Annotated in this window: 16 protein-coding genes; 9 read left to right on the plus strand and 7 right to left on the minus strand. The window is 62.2% G+C overall.

The genetic code is table 11. From position 1 onward, the window contains the following. Nucleotides 1–47: 47 nt before the first annotated feature. From SC318_RS20350 to SC318_RS20370, 5 genes are all read left to right on the plus strand, one after another. Complete coding sequence (locus SC318_RS20350) at nucleotides 48–1,199, plus strand: glycerophosphodiester phosphodiesterase family protein (protein ID WP_320428222.1); 1,152 nt, start codon at nucleotides 48–50, stop codon at nucleotides 1,197–1,199. Nucleotides 1,200–1,290: 91 nt separating this feature from the next. After that, the gene (locus tag SC318_RS20355; RefSeq protein WP_320428223.1) at nucleotides 1,291–1,599 is read left to right on the plus strand and encodes a PepSY domain-containing protein; all 309 of its coding nucleotides are present in this window, start codon (nucleotides 1,291–1,293) and stop codon (nucleotides 1,597–1,599) included. 151 nt (nucleotides 1,600–1,750) lie between these two features. Next, nucleotides 1,751–2,923, plus strand: a complete 1,173-nt coding sequence (locus tag SC318_RS20360) for a GAF domain-containing sensor histidine kinase (RefSeq protein ID WP_320431271.1) — start codon at nucleotides 1,751–1,753, stop codon at nucleotides 2,921–2,923. A gap of 110 nt (nucleotides 2,924–3,033) precedes the next feature. Continuing rightward, nucleotides 3,034–4,056: a transporter gene (locus SC318_RS20365; protein WP_320428224.1), complete on the plus strand. Its 1,023-nt coding sequence runs from the start codon at nucleotides 3,034–3,036 to the stop codon at nucleotides 4,054–4,056. Nucleotides 4,057–4,624: 568 nt separating this feature from the next. Beyond that, nucleotides 4,625–6,241 carry an inorganic phosphate transporter gene (locus SC318_RS20370; protein ID WP_320428225.1) on the plus strand — a complete coding sequence of 539 codons (1,617 nt, stop codon included), beginning with the start codon at nucleotides 4,625–4,627 and terminating at the stop codon, nucleotides 6,239–6,241. A 50-nt stretch (nucleotides 6,242–6,291) separates the two neighbouring features. On the opposite strand, the gene SC318_RS20375 is transcribed toward SC318_RS20370, so the two are convergent. The 3 genes from SC318_RS20375 to SC318_RS20385 all read right to left on the minus strand — a co-directional run bounded on the left by SC318_RS20375 (nucleotide 6,292) and on the right by SC318_RS20385 (nucleotide 8,976). Continuing rightward, entirely contained in the window at nucleotides 6,292–7,266 is a 975-nt protein-coding gene (locus SC318_RS20375; protein ID WP_320428226.1) for a 5-oxoprolinase subunit C family protein, read from the minus strand. Continuing rightward, entirely contained in the window at nucleotides 7,263–8,141 is an 879-nt protein-coding gene (locus SC318_RS20380; RefSeq protein WP_320428227.1) for a 5-oxoprolinase subunit B family protein, read from the minus strand. The genes SC318_RS20375 and SC318_RS20380 overlap by 4 nt, the downstream gene beginning before the upstream one ends. A 76-nt stretch (nucleotides 8,142–8,217) precedes the next feature. Next, nucleotides 8,218–8,976 carry a 5-oxoprolinase subunit PxpA gene (locus tag SC318_RS20385; RefSeq protein ID WP_320428228.1) on the minus strand — a complete coding sequence of 253 codons (759 nt, stop codon included), beginning with the start codon at nucleotides 8,974–8,976 and terminating at the stop codon, nucleotides 8,218–8,220. A 260-nt stretch (nucleotides 8,977–9,236) separates the two neighbouring features. Between SC318_RS20385 and SC318_RS20390 the strand changes: the two genes are divergently transcribed. Next, nucleotides 9,237–10,154, plus strand: a complete 918-nt coding sequence (locus SC318_RS20390; protein WP_320428229.1) for a LysR family transcriptional regulator — start codon at nucleotides 9,237–9,239, stop codon at nucleotides 10,152–10,154. On the opposite strand, the gene SC318_RS20395 is transcribed toward SC318_RS20390, so the two are convergent. After that, nucleotides 10,151–11,047 carry a LysR family transcriptional regulator gene (locus SC318_RS20395; RefSeq protein WP_320428230.1) on the minus strand — a complete coding sequence of 299 codons (897 nt, stop codon included), beginning with the start codon at nucleotides 11,045–11,047 and terminating at the stop codon, nucleotides 10,151–10,153. The genes SC318_RS20390 and SC318_RS20395 overlap by 4 nt on opposite strands. Nucleotides 11,048–11,159: 112 nt before the next feature. Between SC318_RS20395 and SC318_RS20400 the strand changes: the two genes are divergently transcribed. Next, the gene (locus SC318_RS20400) at nucleotides 11,160–11,918 is read left to right on the plus strand and encodes an SDR family NAD(P)-dependent oxidoreductase (protein ID WP_320428231.1); all 759 of its coding nucleotides are present in this window, start codon (nucleotides 11,160–11,162) and stop codon (nucleotides 11,916–11,918) included. Here SC318_RS20400 and SC318_RS20405 read toward each other — a convergent pair. Then, the gene (locus SC318_RS20405) at nucleotides 11,875–12,330 is read right to left on the minus strand and encodes a multidrug/biocide efflux PACE transporter (protein ID WP_320428232.1); all 456 of its coding nucleotides are present in this window, start codon (nucleotides 12,328–12,330) and stop codon (nucleotides 11,875–11,877) included. The two genes, SC318_RS20400 and SC318_RS20405, sit on opposite strands and share 44 nt — an antisense overlap. Before the next feature lie 88 nt (nucleotides 12,331–12,418). On the opposite strand from SC318_RS20405, the gene SC318_RS20410 reads away from it, so the two are divergent. Continuing rightward, a complete protein-coding gene (locus tag SC318_RS20410) occupies nucleotides 12,419–13,273 on the plus strand; it encodes a LysR family transcriptional regulator (protein ID WP_320428233.1) in 855 nt (284 codons plus the stop codon). Between the two features lies 1 nt (nucleotide 13,274). Here SC318_RS20410 and SC318_RS20415 read toward each other — a convergent pair whose 3' ends face one another. Next, complete coding sequence (locus SC318_RS20415) at nucleotides 13,275–13,469, minus strand: hypothetical protein (RefSeq protein WP_320431304.1); 195 nt, start codon at nucleotides 13,467–13,469, stop codon at nucleotides 13,275–13,277. Here SC318_RS20415 and SC318_RS20420 point away from each other — a divergent pair, their 5' ends adjacent. Beyond that, a complete protein-coding gene (locus SC318_RS20420; RefSeq protein ID WP_320428234.1) occupies nucleotides 13,470–13,967 on the plus strand; it encodes a GNAT family N-acetyltransferase in 498 nt (165 codons plus the stop codon). Between the two features lie 8 nt (nucleotides 13,968–13,975). Here SC318_RS20420 and SC318_RS20425 read toward each other — a convergent pair whose 3' ends face one another. Next, complete coding sequence (locus SC318_RS20425) at nucleotides 13,976–14,458, minus strand: GyrI-like domain-containing protein (RefSeq protein ID WP_320428235.1); 483 nt, start codon at nucleotides 14,456–14,458, stop codon at nucleotides 13,976–13,978. Between the last annotated feature and the right edge of the window lies 1 nt (nucleotide 14,459).

Genomic DNA, 14,459 nt, shown 5'->3' on the forward strand with positions numbered 1-14,459 from the left:
TAAAAAGGACACCTTCTCAAAGTTACCTCCACGAAAGGACTTCGCATATGCCTGTCACGTTAACCAACGGCCCGGTGCCCGCGACCATAGGGAGTGCCTTGCTGCTGGCACTGATGCTCGGCATTGCCCCGGCACAGGCTGCCGACCCGATCAGCCCGGCAGAACTGGCGACAAACGAAGGCATCCCCTACCCTGCCGTGATCGCCCACCGTGGCGCCTCCTATGACGCTCCCGAGTCCACCGCCGCTGCTTACAAGGTCGCGCGCGACCTGGGCGCCGACTACCTGGAACTGGATCTGCAACGCAGCAAGGACGGCGTGCTGTTCGCCCTGCATGACAACAACCTGCAACGCACCACCGACGTGGCGACCAAGTTCCCCGAGCGCAAAGACGCGCCGGCCAACGAATTCACCTGGAAAGAGCTGCAAAGCCTAGACGCCGGCAGCTGGTTCAACGCCGCCTACCCGGACCGCGCACGCCCTGGTTTCGTCGGCCTGAAAATCCAGAGCCTGGATGACATCATCAAGATCGCCGAAGGCAACCCGCAGCACAAACCCGGCCTGTACATCGAGACCAAGGAGCCCAAGCAATTCCCGGGCATCGAGGCCGACCTGAAAAACAAGCTGCTGGACAAAGGCTGGTTGAGCTCCGCCGGCTCCAAGCTGGGCAAGAGCAACACCGGTGTCGGCCAGGGCAAGGGCCGCGTGGTGCTGCAGACCTTCGAGGTGGCCAGCCTGAAGGAACTGCAGAAAGAAATGCCCAACACGCCGAAGATCCTGCTGTTGTGGGTGGGTGAAGGCAGCATTGAACCGAAGTCCAAAGTGAGCTTTGCCGAGTCTGGCGAGCCCACCAAAGCCGCCTACTATGCCAAGCAGGAACCAAAGGATGCGGCCGAGTTCGAAAAATGGGTCGACCAGGCCAAGAGCCTCGGCGCCATCGGCACCGGCCCTTCGGCCGAGCTGACCGACCATGGCGACCAGAGCTACACCGACCTGGTCAAACCTGAAATGAACAAGCTGACACACGACAAGGGCTTGCTGGTGCACGTGTACACCGTCGATGAACCCGTCGACTTCGACAAAGTGATGAAAGCCGGCGTCGATGGCATCTTCACCAACCGCGCGGCCGAACTGCTGAAGTTCTACAAGCGCTGGCCGTCGTCCAGCGTGCAGGACCTGCTGAGCGACCATAAGTACTGAGTCGTTTGTGTCGGCAAGCCATTAAGCGTGAGTTAAGTTGCGCCGGTTAATCTGGCGCCACTTAAACAGCTCAACCAGAAGGACACACACCATGAAAACCTTGACCGCTCTGTTCGCCGCCACCGCCCTGACCCTGACTGCCGGTTTGGCACAGGCTGATGTTCGCCCTGATCACGTTGAAGGCCTGCTCAAGTCAGGTGCCGTCAAGCCATTCGATCAACTGAACGCTGCGGCCGTCGCCAAACACCCAGGCGCCACCATTAACGACACCGAGCTGGATCACAACAAAAGCGGCGTATTGGTCTACGAAGTCGAACTGACCGACACCGCCGGCAAGCAATTTGATGTGAAGCTCGACGCCAAGACCGGCGCGGTACTGGAAGACAAGCAAGACACCTGAGTTGAGTCTCAAAAAAAACGCCACCTCCGGGTGGCGTTTTTTTTGGGCGCGCTGCGGCACATCAAATTCCCCCTACTCTGTCCAAGGTCGTTAAACTCCCAGGCATCGGCCGATGCATTACGCTGCCGCCATCGCCAACATGAGAACGTCTATGGGGCACAAAGCCGCCGACATCGCCACCATCGGCCGAATCAGTGCCGTGCCCGCGATGCTTCGCGTCATCAGCGACATGACCGGCCTGCGTTTTGTCGCCGTGGCTCGCGTGACTGACCAGACCTGGACCGCCTGCGCCGTGCTCGATGAGTTGGCGTTCGGCCTGGGTGTGGGCGGCGAGCTGGACCTGACCACCACCCTCTGCCACGAAATCCGTAGTTCCCATGTGTCCGTGGTGATCGACGAGGCCAGTCAAGACCCGCTGTATCGCACGCATCACACCCCACTGATGTACAAGTTCGAAAGCTACATCTCGGTGCCCGTGTTCCGTACCGACGGCAGCTTTTTCGGCACCATCTGCGCCCTTGATCCAAAACCCGCGTCGTTGCGAAGCAGCGCCATCCAGTCGACGATGGAGTCTTTCGCGCGGGTCCTTTCGCTGCAGATCGAAGCCGAAGAACACCAGCAGAACACCGAAGACGATTTGCGTGAAGAACGCAACACGGCGCAGTTGCGTGAGCAATTTATCGCCGTGCTCGGGCACGATCTGCGCAATCCGCTGTTCGCCATCAACGTCGGCGCCGAGCGCCTGCTGCGCAAACACCCGCTGCCAGCCACAGACAGCATCGTGCGCCACATCCTGGCCAGCGGCCGTCGCGCGGCGCAGTTGGTCGAAGATGTGCTGGATTTTGCCCGTGGTCGCATGGGCAGCGGCATCCCGCTGCACCTGGGTCATTGCGAGGATTTGCAGAGCGCCCTGCAGCAGGTGGTCGCGGAGCTGCAGAGTGTGCATCCTGAGCGGGACATACGCGCACAGATCGACGCACTTCCAGGCATCAACGGCGACCGCGATCGCCTGGCGCAATTGCTCTCCAATCTGGTCGCCAACGCCGTGCACCATGGCGACCCTGACGGGCCCATCGAAGTGTGTGCAACGGTTGAACAGGGGCACTTTGAACTGAGCGTGAAGAACGCGGGACAGATCAATGAGCCAGCCCTGCCCCGGTTGTTCCAACCCTATGCGCGTCCCACCACCGCGAGCCCCCAGGCCGGCCTTGGTCTGGGACTGTACATCGTCAAGCTGATCGCCGACGCCCATGGCGGCGAACTGAAGGTTTGCAGTACGCCGTTGCACGGCACGGTGTTCACCTTCCGCCTGCCGCGGGCGTGATCAGGCTCCTGGCACGCCTCGCAGAACCGTCACAAAACCGTCATCCCTCCCTGTAAAGATGCGCTCGCGACCTGTGAAATGTCCGACAGGTTTTCTCTCTGCGAGCCACCATGAACCACAGCATTGACCACAGCCACCAGGATTCGGATCTGTTTGGCCTGCTTTACGGTTTCCGCTTTCTGCCCGGCGAAAAAGCTGAGCAGATTGATTCGGCCACGGCGCTCAAGGCGCTGCAACAGCCTACCGCTCCAGAAGAGTTTCTCTGGCTGCACTTGAACCTGGCTCACGCCGCGTGTGAACGCTGGATGCAGGCGCACCTGGAGCTGCCCGAGGAGTTCTTCGAGGCCTTGCACGAAGGCTCGCGCTCAACGCGCATCGAGCATGTCGATTCCGCCCTGCTGGCGGTGGTCAACGACGTGGTGTTCAACTTCAGCAGCCTGGTATCGTCGGATATTTCCACCTTGTGGGTGTGCGCGCGCAGTCGCTTGCTGATCAGCGCGCGCCTGCAACCGCTGCACTCGGTGGATAAATTGCGCTCGTCGGTCAAAGCCGGTGAACGCTTCCGCTCGCCGCTGGAACTGCTGGTGCATTTGCTGCGCGACCAGGGCGAAGTGCTGACGCAGATCGTGCGCAAGACCAGCCTCAGTGTCGACCAGATCGAAGACCAGTTGCTGTCCTCGCGCCTGTCCACCAACCGCGCCGAACTCGGTGCCGCGCGCCGCGTGCTGGTGCGGTTGCAACGCCTGCTGGCGCTTGAGCCGGGCTCACTGTTGCGCCTGCTCAACCGGCCGCCGCAATGGCTGCAAAAGGAAGACGTGAAGGAGTTGCGCAAATCCACCGAAGAGTTCGCCCTGATCATCAACGACCTGACGGCCCTGGGCGAGCGGATCAAGTTGTTGCAGGAAGAGATCGCCGCCAACCTCAACGAACAGAGCAACCGCACGCTGTTCACCCTCACGGTGGTGACGGTGCTGGCGCTGCCGATCAACATCATCGCCGGCTTTTTCGGCATGAACGTCGGTGGGGTGCCGCTTTCTACCGACCCGGAAGGGTTCTGGATCCTGGTGGCGTTGGTGGCGACATTCACGTTGATCGCCGGGCGCTGGGCGTTCAGGAAACGCACGGATTACTGAATTGAATGCACTGAAGATCGCAAGATCAAGATAATTCCCACGCTCCCGCGTGGGAATTGAGCTGCGTCACCCGTGCGCGGTATTGGCGGGACGCGGAGCGTCCTAGGAGGCATTCCCACGCAGAGCGTGGGGACAATCAGCCACGAATGTGCTCGCGGACGCGGTGGGCCAGCTGATACATGCGCGCCCGAACTGGCGCTATCGTAGGCAAGCCAGCTCCCACATTGGAATGCATTCCCCTGTGGGAGTCGGGCTTGCCCGCGATGAGGCCCGCCCGGCCAAAAACCGTTTCAAGGCTTGCACCGCCTGCGGGCGTGAAGATGAAGATCGTTCCCACGCTCCCGCGTGGGAATTGAGCCCGTGACGCTCTGCGTCACCCGTACGCGGTGTTGGCGGGACGCGGAGCGTCCTAGGAGGCATTCCCACGCAGAGCGTGGGAACGATCAGCTAGCCAGTGTTTAATAGACCAGCGGCACACGCGTCTGCCTAAACACTGACCTGCCGCAGCATCTCTGTAACATTCTGCAATGATCATGGGAAACATCCTCCCCACACTGGATGCTCCGGCATGGCCACCCCCTCCCTGACCGCCTCTCCCCACCTCTCACCTACAGCCCCCAAACCCCGACTGGACACCAAGCCAGGCCTGGTGACGGTGATCCTGTTCTTCGCCGTACTCGCCATGGGCCTGTTGTTCACCGCCTACAGCCTGATGCACGACATGCACGAACTCGGCACGGTGGTCACCACCTGGACGCCGTTCCTGCTGCTGGGCGTGGCACTGTTGATCGCCCTGGGCTTCGAGTTCGTCAACGGCTTTCATGACACCGCCAATGCGGTGGCCACGGTGATCTACACCAACTCGTTGCCGCCGCATTTCGCGGTGGTGTGGTCGGGCTTTTTCAACTTTCTCGGCGTGCTGCTTTCCAGCGGTGCGGTGGCGTTCGGCATCATTGCCCTGCTGCCGGTCGAGCTGATCCTGCAGGTAGGTTCATCAGCCGGATTCGCCATGATCTTTGCCCTGCTGATCGCTGCAATCCTGTGGAACCTCGGCACCTGGTGGCTGGGTTTGCCGGCGTCGTCGTCGCACACGCTGATCGGCTCGATCATCGGTGTCGGCGTCGCTAACGCCTTGATGCACGGCCGCGATGGCACCAGCGGTGTGGATTGGAGCCAGGCCGCCAAGATCGGTTACGCGTTGCTGCTCTCCCCACTGATCGGCTTCGCGTTTGCCGCCTTGCTGTTGCTGGCCCTGCGCGCCTTCGTGAAAAACCGCGCGCTGTACAAAGCCCCGAAGGGCGATACCCCGCCGCCGTGGTGGATTCGCGGCATGCTGATCGTCACCTGCACCGGTGTGTCATTCGCCCACGGCTCCAACGATGGGCAAAAAGGCATGGGCCTGATCATGCTGATCCTGGTGGGCACCCTGCCCATGGCCTATGCGCTGAACCGCACCATGCCCGCCGACCAGTCGCTGCAATTTGCCGCCGTCGCCGAGGTAACCCAGGCCGCGTTGGTGAAGGCCGCACCGCAGCCTGCACCTGCCGACTCCCGCGCTACCTTGTCGACCTACGTGCGCACCAAGGAAGCCACACCGGAACTGGTGCCCGCTCTCGCCGCCATCACCGGCCATATCGGCAGCGAAGTCAAAAGCTATGGCTCCCTCGCCGCGGTACCGGCTGAGGCGGTGGGCAACGTGCGTAACGACATGTACCTGACCAGCGAAACCATTCGCCTGATGGACAAGGGCAAGGTCGGCCAGTTCGACGCCGACACCCAGGGCAAGCTGCAGCTGTTCAAGCAACAGATCGACAACGCCACGCGCTTTATCCCGCTGTGGGTCAAGATCGCAGTGGCCATCGCGCTCGGGCTGGGGACCATGGTTGGCTGGAAACGCATCGTGGTCACGGTGGGTGAAAAGATCGGCAAGACCCACCTGACCTACGCCCAAGGCGCGTCGGCCGAAACCGTGGCGATGCTGACCATCGGCGCGGCCGACATGTTCGGCTTGCCGGTGTCGACCACCCACGTGCTGTCATCCGGTGTGGCCGGCACCATGGTGGCCAACGGCGGTGGTTTGCAGATGCGCACCATCCGCAATTTGCTGATGGCGTGGGTGCTGACGTTGCCGGCGGCGATTGTGTTGTCGGGCAGCTTGTACTGGCTGTTCACCCAATTGTTCTGACACCACAGATGTGATGTGGGAGCCAGCTCCCACATCGGTTTTGCCATGTGTCAGCCGCCAAAAAGTGCCGCCATCGCCTTGAGCCGCTTCTTGTATACCCGTCGCGCCTCCAGCGCCTGCTCCAGGGTGACCGCGACAAACCCCGCCCGCTGGTTCGGCTGCATCTGCCCGATCAGGTCCAGGTCGGCGCTGATCACGGTGCCGATCATGGCATAGCCGCCGCCCGACACCGCATCGCGGTGCAACACAATCGGCTCCAGCCCGGCCGGCACCTGGATCGAGCCGATGGGGTAGCAACTGTCGACGATGTTCGAAGGGTCGGAACCTGCGCCAAACGGCTGTTCCCGTGCCTGGAAACTCAAGGCGCTGCCACCCTTGAAGCGATAGCCGATGCGGTCTGCCTCCGAGCCCACAGTCCAGGGCTCAGCGAAAAAACTGCTTTTTGCCGCTGCCGTCAGCCGCTCGTAATACAGCCCCGGCACCACGCGCAAGGTCACATCGCCGCCGACCGATTGGCGCAAGGCCATCGGCAGGCTGTTGCCCGCCCGGCCCTTGCCGCTGGCCTCGCCGACCGGCAGTTCATCGCCTTCCACCAGGCGCCGCCCATGAAACCCGCCCAGCGCGCCGAGGGTGTAAGTGGAGCGGCTGCCAAGCACCAGCGGCACATCGATGCCACCGGCCACCGCCAGGTAAGTGCGTGCGCCGGCCTTCGGGAATTCGAACCGCAGCACTTGCCCGGCGCGCACCTGGAATGCGGTGTCCTGATGCACCACTTCGCCATCCAGGCGCGGCGACATCAGCGCGCCGCACAGTGCCACCAGGCCGTCGCGCTGGAATTGCAACTGCGGGCCGATCAAGGTGCATTCCAGCCCCGCCGCGCCGATCGGGTTACCCACCAGATGGTTGGCCGCGCTCAAGGCGTACTGGTCCAACGCGCCCGACGGCGGAATGCCCAGGTGGTAATAGCCTTCACGGCCAAGGTCCTGCACCGAGGTGGCCAGGCCGGGTTTGAGGACCTTGATCATGCCAGCGCCTCCTGCAGGGTTTTCGGATAACCGGTGGGGTCGGCGAGAAATGCATCGAGGGAAAATTCCACCGGGCGGATGCGCAGGTCGAAACGTCCTGCCTCCACCTCGGCCACCGCCAGGTCATAGGCCTCACGGTCGATGGGCTTGAACTGAACGATATCGCCGGGACGGAAAAACACCATGTGGTCCTTGAGGTAGGCCAGTTGCTGCGCCGGGTCGTAGATCGGCGCCGGGGTCACGCCGAACATCTGGTACCCACCGGCGCCGCGTACCGAATAGATGCAACCGAAACAGCCGCCGTGGCCAAGGGTCAGTTTTGGCGTGTCGGTGCGCGGGCGCAGGTATTTGGGTACCTGCAACTGCCGCTCGCGCTCGACCATCTGGAACATGAACGGCAGGCCGGCGACGAAACCGACCATCGACACAAACCACGGCGCGCCACTGTGGGCCGCGACAAAGGCGTCGACGTCCGCCAGGCCGTTGATCCGCGCGGCGTACTCCAGGTCGGTGCCGCTCGGGTCCTGGTGCCGGTCGCGAAAACGCATCAGGGTTTCATGGGTCCAGGGGTCGTTGTACAGCACCGGAATCTCGATGATCCGCGTGTGCAGGGTGCGCTCGGCCACGGCCAGGCTTTCGGCGTCTTGCACCGCATCGAGCAGTACCTGGGGCGCGATGCGGTCCGGGTCGAAACGGATCTGGAACGACGCATTGGCCAGGCACACGTCCAGCACACCCTCCAGCGCCAGGCGCTCTACCGCGCGGGTTACGGCCATGCCCTTGAAAAAGGCCTGCAGGGACATGCTCTCGCTGACCTCGGCAAACAGGTGCTCGTCACCGCCAAAGCTGTAGCGGATCGGGGAAGATTCAGCCATGTCTGTTCCTCTTGGAATCATTGTAGAAAGGCAGGCAAAAAATCAGTCAGACCCGGCGTCTGTGCACCGGTGTCATTCAGCGTGGCGTGCGCACAAAGATCCCCGCCTGGTCGAGCGCCTCGCGCGTGGCTTCCACCAGTTCCAGCGCACCGGGGGTATCGCTGTGCAGGCAGATGGAATCGAATTCCATAAGCAAGTCTTCCCCTTCGACGGTACGCACTCGTCCGGTCTGACAGGCCCGCAGGACACGTGCCGCGACAGTGGCCGGATCCAGCGCGCGCACCTTGCGGGTAAATACGATGGAGCCGGAGAGATCGTACTCACGGTCAGCGTAAAACTCGCGCACCACCGGTTGCCCCAGTTCCCGGGCAACCTGCCAGATCACCGAATTGGGCATGCAGTACAGCAACAATGTGGGCTCGACAATCTGCAGGTTTTCCACCAGCAGCCGCGCGGCTTCCTCGTCCCGCGCCAGGTGCATGTACAGCGCACCGTGGGGCTTGATGTGTTGCAGCGCTACCCCCTGGGCGCGAGCGATTTCGCGCAAGGCGCCGAGCTGGTAGAGGATGTCGTCCACCAGTTCCTGGGCCGACGCGTTGATGTGCCGGCGACCGAAGCCGACCAGGTCACGAAACCCCGGATGCGCGCCGATGCCAACGCCCAGCTGACGGGCGCGTTCGACGGTGCGCCGCATGGTGCCGGGGTCGCCGGCGTGAAAGCCGGTGGCGATATTGGCCGAGCTGATGTAGGCCATCAGTTCGCTGTCGACGCCATCACCGACGGTCCAGGGGCCGAAGCCCTCGCCCATGTCCGAGTTGAAATCCACTACCTGCATTGAGGTCGCTCCGCAAAGGTTCGTGGCATCGAAAGTAGGCTGCGGCTTGACCCCTTGGGAAGATCTATTATCAGATAGGTCGCCTTCTGAAAATCAGATACCCGTATCGTGCCTGAGGCCACACCCGATCGTCCCCACACTCTGCGTGGGAATGCATCCCGCGATGCTTAGCGTCGCTTCGTCAGAGCAGGCGCGGAGCGTCCCAAAGCGGCATTCCCACGCGGAGCGTGGGAACGATCAACTTCACTGTGGAGAACTGCATGTCCCTCACCCTGCGCCAGGTTCGCTACTTTGTCGCCACCGCCGAGATCGGCCAGATCTCACAGGCGGCGATTCACCTGAACATCTCGCAATCGGCGGTGACCACCGCGATCAAGGAACTCGAAGCCATGCTCGGCGCGCAGTTGTTCGTGCGCTCGGCCCAAGGCATGAGCCTGACCGACGCCGGGCGGCACTTTCTCAACCGTGCCTACGTGATCGTGCGCAGCGTCGACGACGCGCTGAACAGCCCACTGCCGGACTACCGCGCCAGCGGCGTGCTGCGCGTGGCGGCCAGCTACACGGTGCTGGGATATTTCCTGCCGCACCATCAGCAGCGCATGGAACACTGGCACCCGGACGTGACCATCGAAGTGTTCGAACAGGAACGCCAGGCCATCGAGCATGGCTTGCTCAACGGCCAGTTCGACATGGCCGTGGTGCTGACCGCCAACCTGACGCACCCGGATATCGTCTCCGAAACCCTGTTCAACTCCGAACGCCGCCTGTGGCTGCCCAGCCACCACCCCCTGTGCAATCAGCCGGTGGTGAGCCTCGCCGATGTGGCGCGCGAACCATACATTTTTCTCACCGTCGACGAGGCCGAACAAAGCGCCATGCGCTACTGGGAACAAGCCGGACAGACACCCACCGTGCGCCTGCGCACCAGCTCGGTGGAAGCGGTGCGCAGCATGGTGGCCAATGGCAGCGGCGTGGCGATTCTTTCCGACTTGGTGTACCGCCCCTGGTCGCTGGAAGGCAAGCGCATCGAAACCGTGAGCGTGACCGACAAGGTCACCCCCATGAGCGTCGGCCTGGCCTGGCACCGCGAACGGACGTTCACCCCGGCGATGCAGGCCTTCCGTGATTATTTCCACGATGCGTTCCTCGCACCGCAACAACTGTCGGCCCGCCGTTAAAGCTGAGCCTGCAAGGTCAGCGCGAGCCAGTCCATGAACACCCGCACCCGCAGTGGCAAATGCCGTTGCCCGGCGTACAGCAACGACACATCCAGCGCTGGCGCCGGGTACTCGGGCAGCACCGCCAGCAGTTCGCCACTGGCCAGTTGCTCACGAATCCCCAGGGCCGGCATCTGCGCCAGGCCGAACCCACCGAGGCACGCAGCCTTGTAGGCGTCGGTGCTGTTGACCGTGACCCGCCCGGCCATCGGCACGCGGTGCACCTTGTTGCCCTGTTGGTACTCGAACCCCGGCGAGCGTGCGCCCAGCGGCCGCACGTAATGCACCAGCCGATGCTCGGCCAGGTCCGCCAGGATGTGCGGCACGCCATGCCGCTGCACGTACCCGGGGCTCACGCAGTTGAGCATCGGCATGCTGCACAGCAGGCGCGCCACCACCGATTGGTCCGGCTGGGCACCGACGCGCAACACACAATCAAAGCCTTCGGCCAGCAGGTCGACCTGGCGGTCGGTGCTGCTGATTTCCAGTTCGATCAGCGGGTGCAGGTCCATGAACTGCGGCAAGCGCGGCAGGATCAATTCGCGTGCCATCACGTTAGGCATGTCTACGCGAATCCGCCCGGCCAGTTGCGCCTCATCCTGGCGAAACAGCCCTTCCAGTTCCTCCATATGCGCCAGCAGGTCCTTGCTCCGCTCGTACAGCACCCGCCCGTCCTGCGTCGCCTGGACCTTGCGCGTGGTGCGCTGCAACAGGCGCGTGCCGAGCAATTCTTCCAGCGCCTGCACATGCTCGGAGACGGTGGAGCGCGGCAGGCCGAGGCGCTCGCCCGCCTGGGTGAAACTCGACAGTTCGGTGACGCGCACGAAGGTGCGCAGCAGCTCAAGTTTGTTCATGGGATTGTTCGCCTTATCCGGCCGGTGATTCCGGTATCGCTCTGTTTATCACGTTATGAGCGGACAAATACACTCCGTCCCACATTCACTCACCTGCTCCGAGGACTCCACCATGACCCGTAAAATCGCACTGATCACCGGCGCCAGCCGCGGCCTGGGTAAAAGCGCGGCGCTGCACCTGGCCGCCCAGGGCGTCGACATCATCGGCACCTACCACAGCAAGGCCGATGAGGCTCAGGCCTTAGTGGGGCAAATCGAACAACTGGGCGGCCGCGCCGCCATGTTGCAACTGGATGTAGGCCAGAGCGCGACATTCGGGGGTTTCGTCAGTGAAGTTACCGACGCGCTCAAGAATGTTTTCGCACAGGATCACTTTGATTTTCTGATCAACAACGCCGGTATCGGCCTGCATGCAAGCTTTGCAGAAACCACCGAAGCCCAGTTCGACCAACTGGTGGCGATCCAATTCAAGGGGCCGTTTTTTCTCACACAGAAGCTGTTGCCGTTGATTCGCGACGGCGGCCGTATTCTCAACGTGTCGAGCGGGCTGGCGCGCTTCAGCCTGCCGGGCTACGCAGCCTACGCAGCGATGAAGGGCGCGATGGAAGTGCTGACCCGCTACCAGGCCAAGGAACTGGGCGCGCGTGGCATCAGCGTCAATATCCTCGCCCCTGGCGCGATTGAAACCGACTTCGGCGGTGGTGCGGTACGCGACAACGCCAACCTCAATGCCATGGTCGCCAACAACACCGCCCTGGGCCGCGCCGGGTTGCCTGACGATATTGGTGGGGCCATTGCGCTGCTGCTGGCCGATGGCAGCCACTGGATCACCGGTCAGCGGATCGAGGCGTCAGGCGGGATGTTTTTGTAAGGATTTTCTCCCGCACCACGTCGTACCCCCAGTGGTACACGTAGGTGTAGGGCAGGAAGAACAGCAGCACGCCGATGTCGAGGATGAATGCGTCGAGCAGGCTGATCTTCAGCCATGCAGCAATCAACGGCACGGCGACAAGAATCAGCCCGCCTTCGAACATCAACGCGTGCAGCACCCGTGTCGATGCGCCACCGGACAGTTGCAGGCGTACTTTGAGGCGGTCGAACAGGCTGTTGAAAATGACGTTCCAAGTCAGCGCCAGAATGCTGATACCCAGGGTTACCGCGCCCATTTCCAGGGCTGGCCGGCCGGTGATCCACATCAGCAGCGGGGTGCAGATCAGCAACGCCAGGCCTTCGAAACCCAGGGCTTGCAGAACACGTTCAGTAATCGACTTGGTGGGGTGCATGACCCGGCTCCTTGAATGACGACAGTTGCCATCATTACCCCTTGAGCCGATACTTCATAACCAATAACCATCGATTAAAGCGATACTTATGGCCTCCCATGAAGTGCTGCAGGCGTTTGTCCAGGCGGCCACCCAAGGCTCGTTTTCCGCAGCGGCGCGCAAGCTGGGCAAGAGCCAGTCCACCGTCAGCGCGGCGGTGGCGAGCCTGGAGATCGACCTGGACGTGGTGCTGTTCGACCGCAGCAGCCGCAAACCGACGCTGACCCCGGCCGGCCAGGTGTTGTTGCAGCGTGCCGAGCAGGTGCTGGAGGCCAGCAGCCGACTGGAGCTGGCGGCGAGCCAATTGGCCCAGGGGCTGGAGCCCAGGTTGAGTATCGCCATGTCCGATACCTACCAGTCCGACCGCTTCGAGATCGCCCTCAGCACCTTTGAACAACGCTACCCGGACCTTGAGTTGGAATGCCTGATCGCCGAATGCGAAGACCTGATCGCCTTGGTGCAAAGTGGCCGGGCGCATATTGCGTTCATCGAGCAGCAGGAGGTTTACCCGCCGGACCTGACGTTTTCCAGCGTTGAAGAACGTACGGAGATCGCCCTGTTCGTCTCGCCCAAACACCCGTTGGCGGGCCTGGCCAAGGTGCACCCGCACACGCTGCAGTTGCACCGGGAGTTGCGCTTGGCGAGCATCATCAACCCCAATGAAACCCGCAGCACCCAGCGCGTCTGGTCGGCACCGAGCTATTTGATGTTGATGGAAATGGCGCAACTGGGCTTCGGCTGGGCACCGATTCCGCGCTGGCTGGTGGAGCGTTTTGGCGGCGGGCAATTGGTCGAACTCAAGGTTCGCAGTTGGCCTCGCTCGGTGGCGGTGGATGCGCTGTGGTCGCGGCAAAGCCCGCCTGGGCCGGCGGGCAGTTGGTTACTGGGCAAGATGCTTGAGTGAGTCATTGCTCATTGGATTTGAGCTGCGCCAAGCGTTTTTCCAGAAAGCGCTGCTCAGGGGTTTGCCGGGTCAAGGCCAGTGCCCGCTCGTAGGCCGTGCGCGCCTCAGGCAACTCGACAGCCCGTACAAAAATAATTTGGCCTTTAACAAAAACGCTAGAATCCGTTCCTCTTTGCAGATTTCGGATATGCAGCACATGGAAACCCGCCTCGTTCCCTATGAGACGCTGAACGCGTTGCAAAAACAGCAGCTCGACGGCCTGGAAGTCCATCCGCAACAATTGGCTTATTCCGGCGATATCTACTGCGCGCTGAACAGCCTGCTGGTCAATCCCAATCCTGACGCTATCAAAGGCTTTACCCTGCTCGCCGACGAGATTCCCGTGGCGTTCCTGCTGCTCAAACGCCCACCTTGCCTGCCCCATTGGGCCCACGAGGACAGCGCCACATTGCATGCATTGCAGGTGGATCGGCGCCAGCAGGGGCGAGGCTTCGGCAAGGCCTGTTTGCAGGCGCTACCGGCGGTAGCGCTGCAAGCATGGCCGCAGATCAAGGCACTGGAGTTGTCGGTGGACGCCGACAATGCAGCTGCAATGAGCGTGTATTCAGCGGCCGGCTGGGTGGACAGCGGCGAGGCGTACAAAGGGCGGATCGGGTATGAGCGCAGATTGAGTCTGTCGCTCATACGCCACTGACGTCGGGGTCAGCCCTTCTCTCCAACCGGTAGCCAGATTTCCACCGTCCCGGTGCCCTTCCTTCCATCAAAATCCGCGCTATAGCGCTCGAAATCAGCCCCCACCACTTTGTAGCCCGAGTTCGGCAGCCATTCGAACATGATGCGCTCGTAGGTTTGCGCAAGGGCTTGCACCGACCCGTGATGGGGGAATACGGCATAGTTGAGTGGCGGAATTTCAATGAATTGGAAATTGCTCGGCACGTCGCTGCGGGTCGGGACTTCAACCCCGGCCAGGTAGTCGAATTCGCCGTGGTGGACGTTGTGGCACACGCCGTAGGTCACGCCGCCGACGCGCTTTTTGATGTCCTTGATACAGCTGTCGAACAACTCCCACAGCTTTGGAATATCGCCCACCGTGGCCTTCGAATAGCGCCCTTGGACGCCTGCGATCACCAAGGCCTTGCCGGCTTCCATGCGTGGCTCCAGCGGTTGTCTTGTCTGCTGATCCATA

Origin of the sequence: Pseudomonas sp. MUP55, assembly GCF_034043515.1 — a bacterium.
Taxonomy (GTDB): Bacteria; Pseudomonadota; Gammaproteobacteria; order Pseudomonadales; family Pseudomonadaceae; genus Aquipseudomonas.

Coding starts and splice junctions, on each gene's coding strand:
- SC318_RS20350 (WP_320428222.1), top strand. CDS start 48: ATGCCTGTCACGTTAACCAACGGCCCGGTGCCCGCGACCATAGGGAGT.
- SC318_RS20355 (WP_320428223.1), top strand. CDS start 1,291: ATGAAAACCTTGACCGCTCTGTTCGCCGCCACCGCCCTGACCCTGACT.
- SC318_RS20360 (WP_320431271.1), top strand. CDS start 1,751: ATGGGGCACAAAGCCGCCGACATCGCCACCATCGGCCGAATCAGTGCC.
- SC318_RS20365 (WP_320428224.1), top strand. CDS start 3,034: ATGAACCACAGCATTGACCACAGCCACCAGGATTCGGATCTGTTTGGC.
- SC318_RS20370 (WP_320428225.1), top strand. CDS start 4,625: ATGGCCACCCCCTCCCTGACCGCCTCTCCCCACCTCTCACCTACAGCC.
- SC318_RS20375 (WP_320428226.1), bottom strand. CDS start 7,266: ATGATCAAGGTCCTCAAACCCGGCCTGGCCACCTCGGTGCAGGACCTT.
- SC318_RS20380 (WP_320428227.1), bottom strand. CDS start 8,141: ATGGCTGAATCTTCCCCGATCCGCTACAGCTTTGGCGGTGACGAGCAC.
- SC318_RS20385 (WP_320428228.1), bottom strand. CDS start 8,976: ATGCAGGTAGTGGATTTCAACTCGGACATGGGCGAGGGCTTCGGCCCC.
- SC318_RS20390 (WP_320428229.1), top strand. CDS start 9,237: ATGTCCCTCACCCTGCGCCAGGTTCGCTACTTTGTCGCCACCGCCGAG.
- SC318_RS20395 (WP_320428230.1), bottom strand. CDS start 11,047: ATGAACAAACTTGAGCTGCTGCGCACCTTCGTGCGCGTCACCGAACTG.
- SC318_RS20400 (WP_320428231.1), top strand. CDS start 11,160: ATGACCCGTAAAATCGCACTGATCACCGGCGCCAGCCGCGGCCTGGGT.
- SC318_RS20405 (WP_320428232.1), bottom strand. CDS start 12,330: ATGCACCCCACCAAGTCGATTACTGAACGTGTTCTGCAAGCCCTGGGT.
- SC318_RS20410 (WP_320428233.1), top strand. CDS start 12,419: ATGGCCTCCCATGAAGTGCTGCAGGCGTTTGTCCAGGCGGCCACCCAA.
- SC318_RS20420 (WP_320428234.1), top strand. CDS start 13,470: ATGGAAACCCGCCTCGTTCCCTATGAGACGCTGAACGCGTTGCAAAAA.
- SC318_RS20425 (WP_320428235.1), bottom strand. CDS start 14,458: ATGGATCAGCAGACAAGACAACCGCTGGAGCCACGCATGGAAGCCGGC.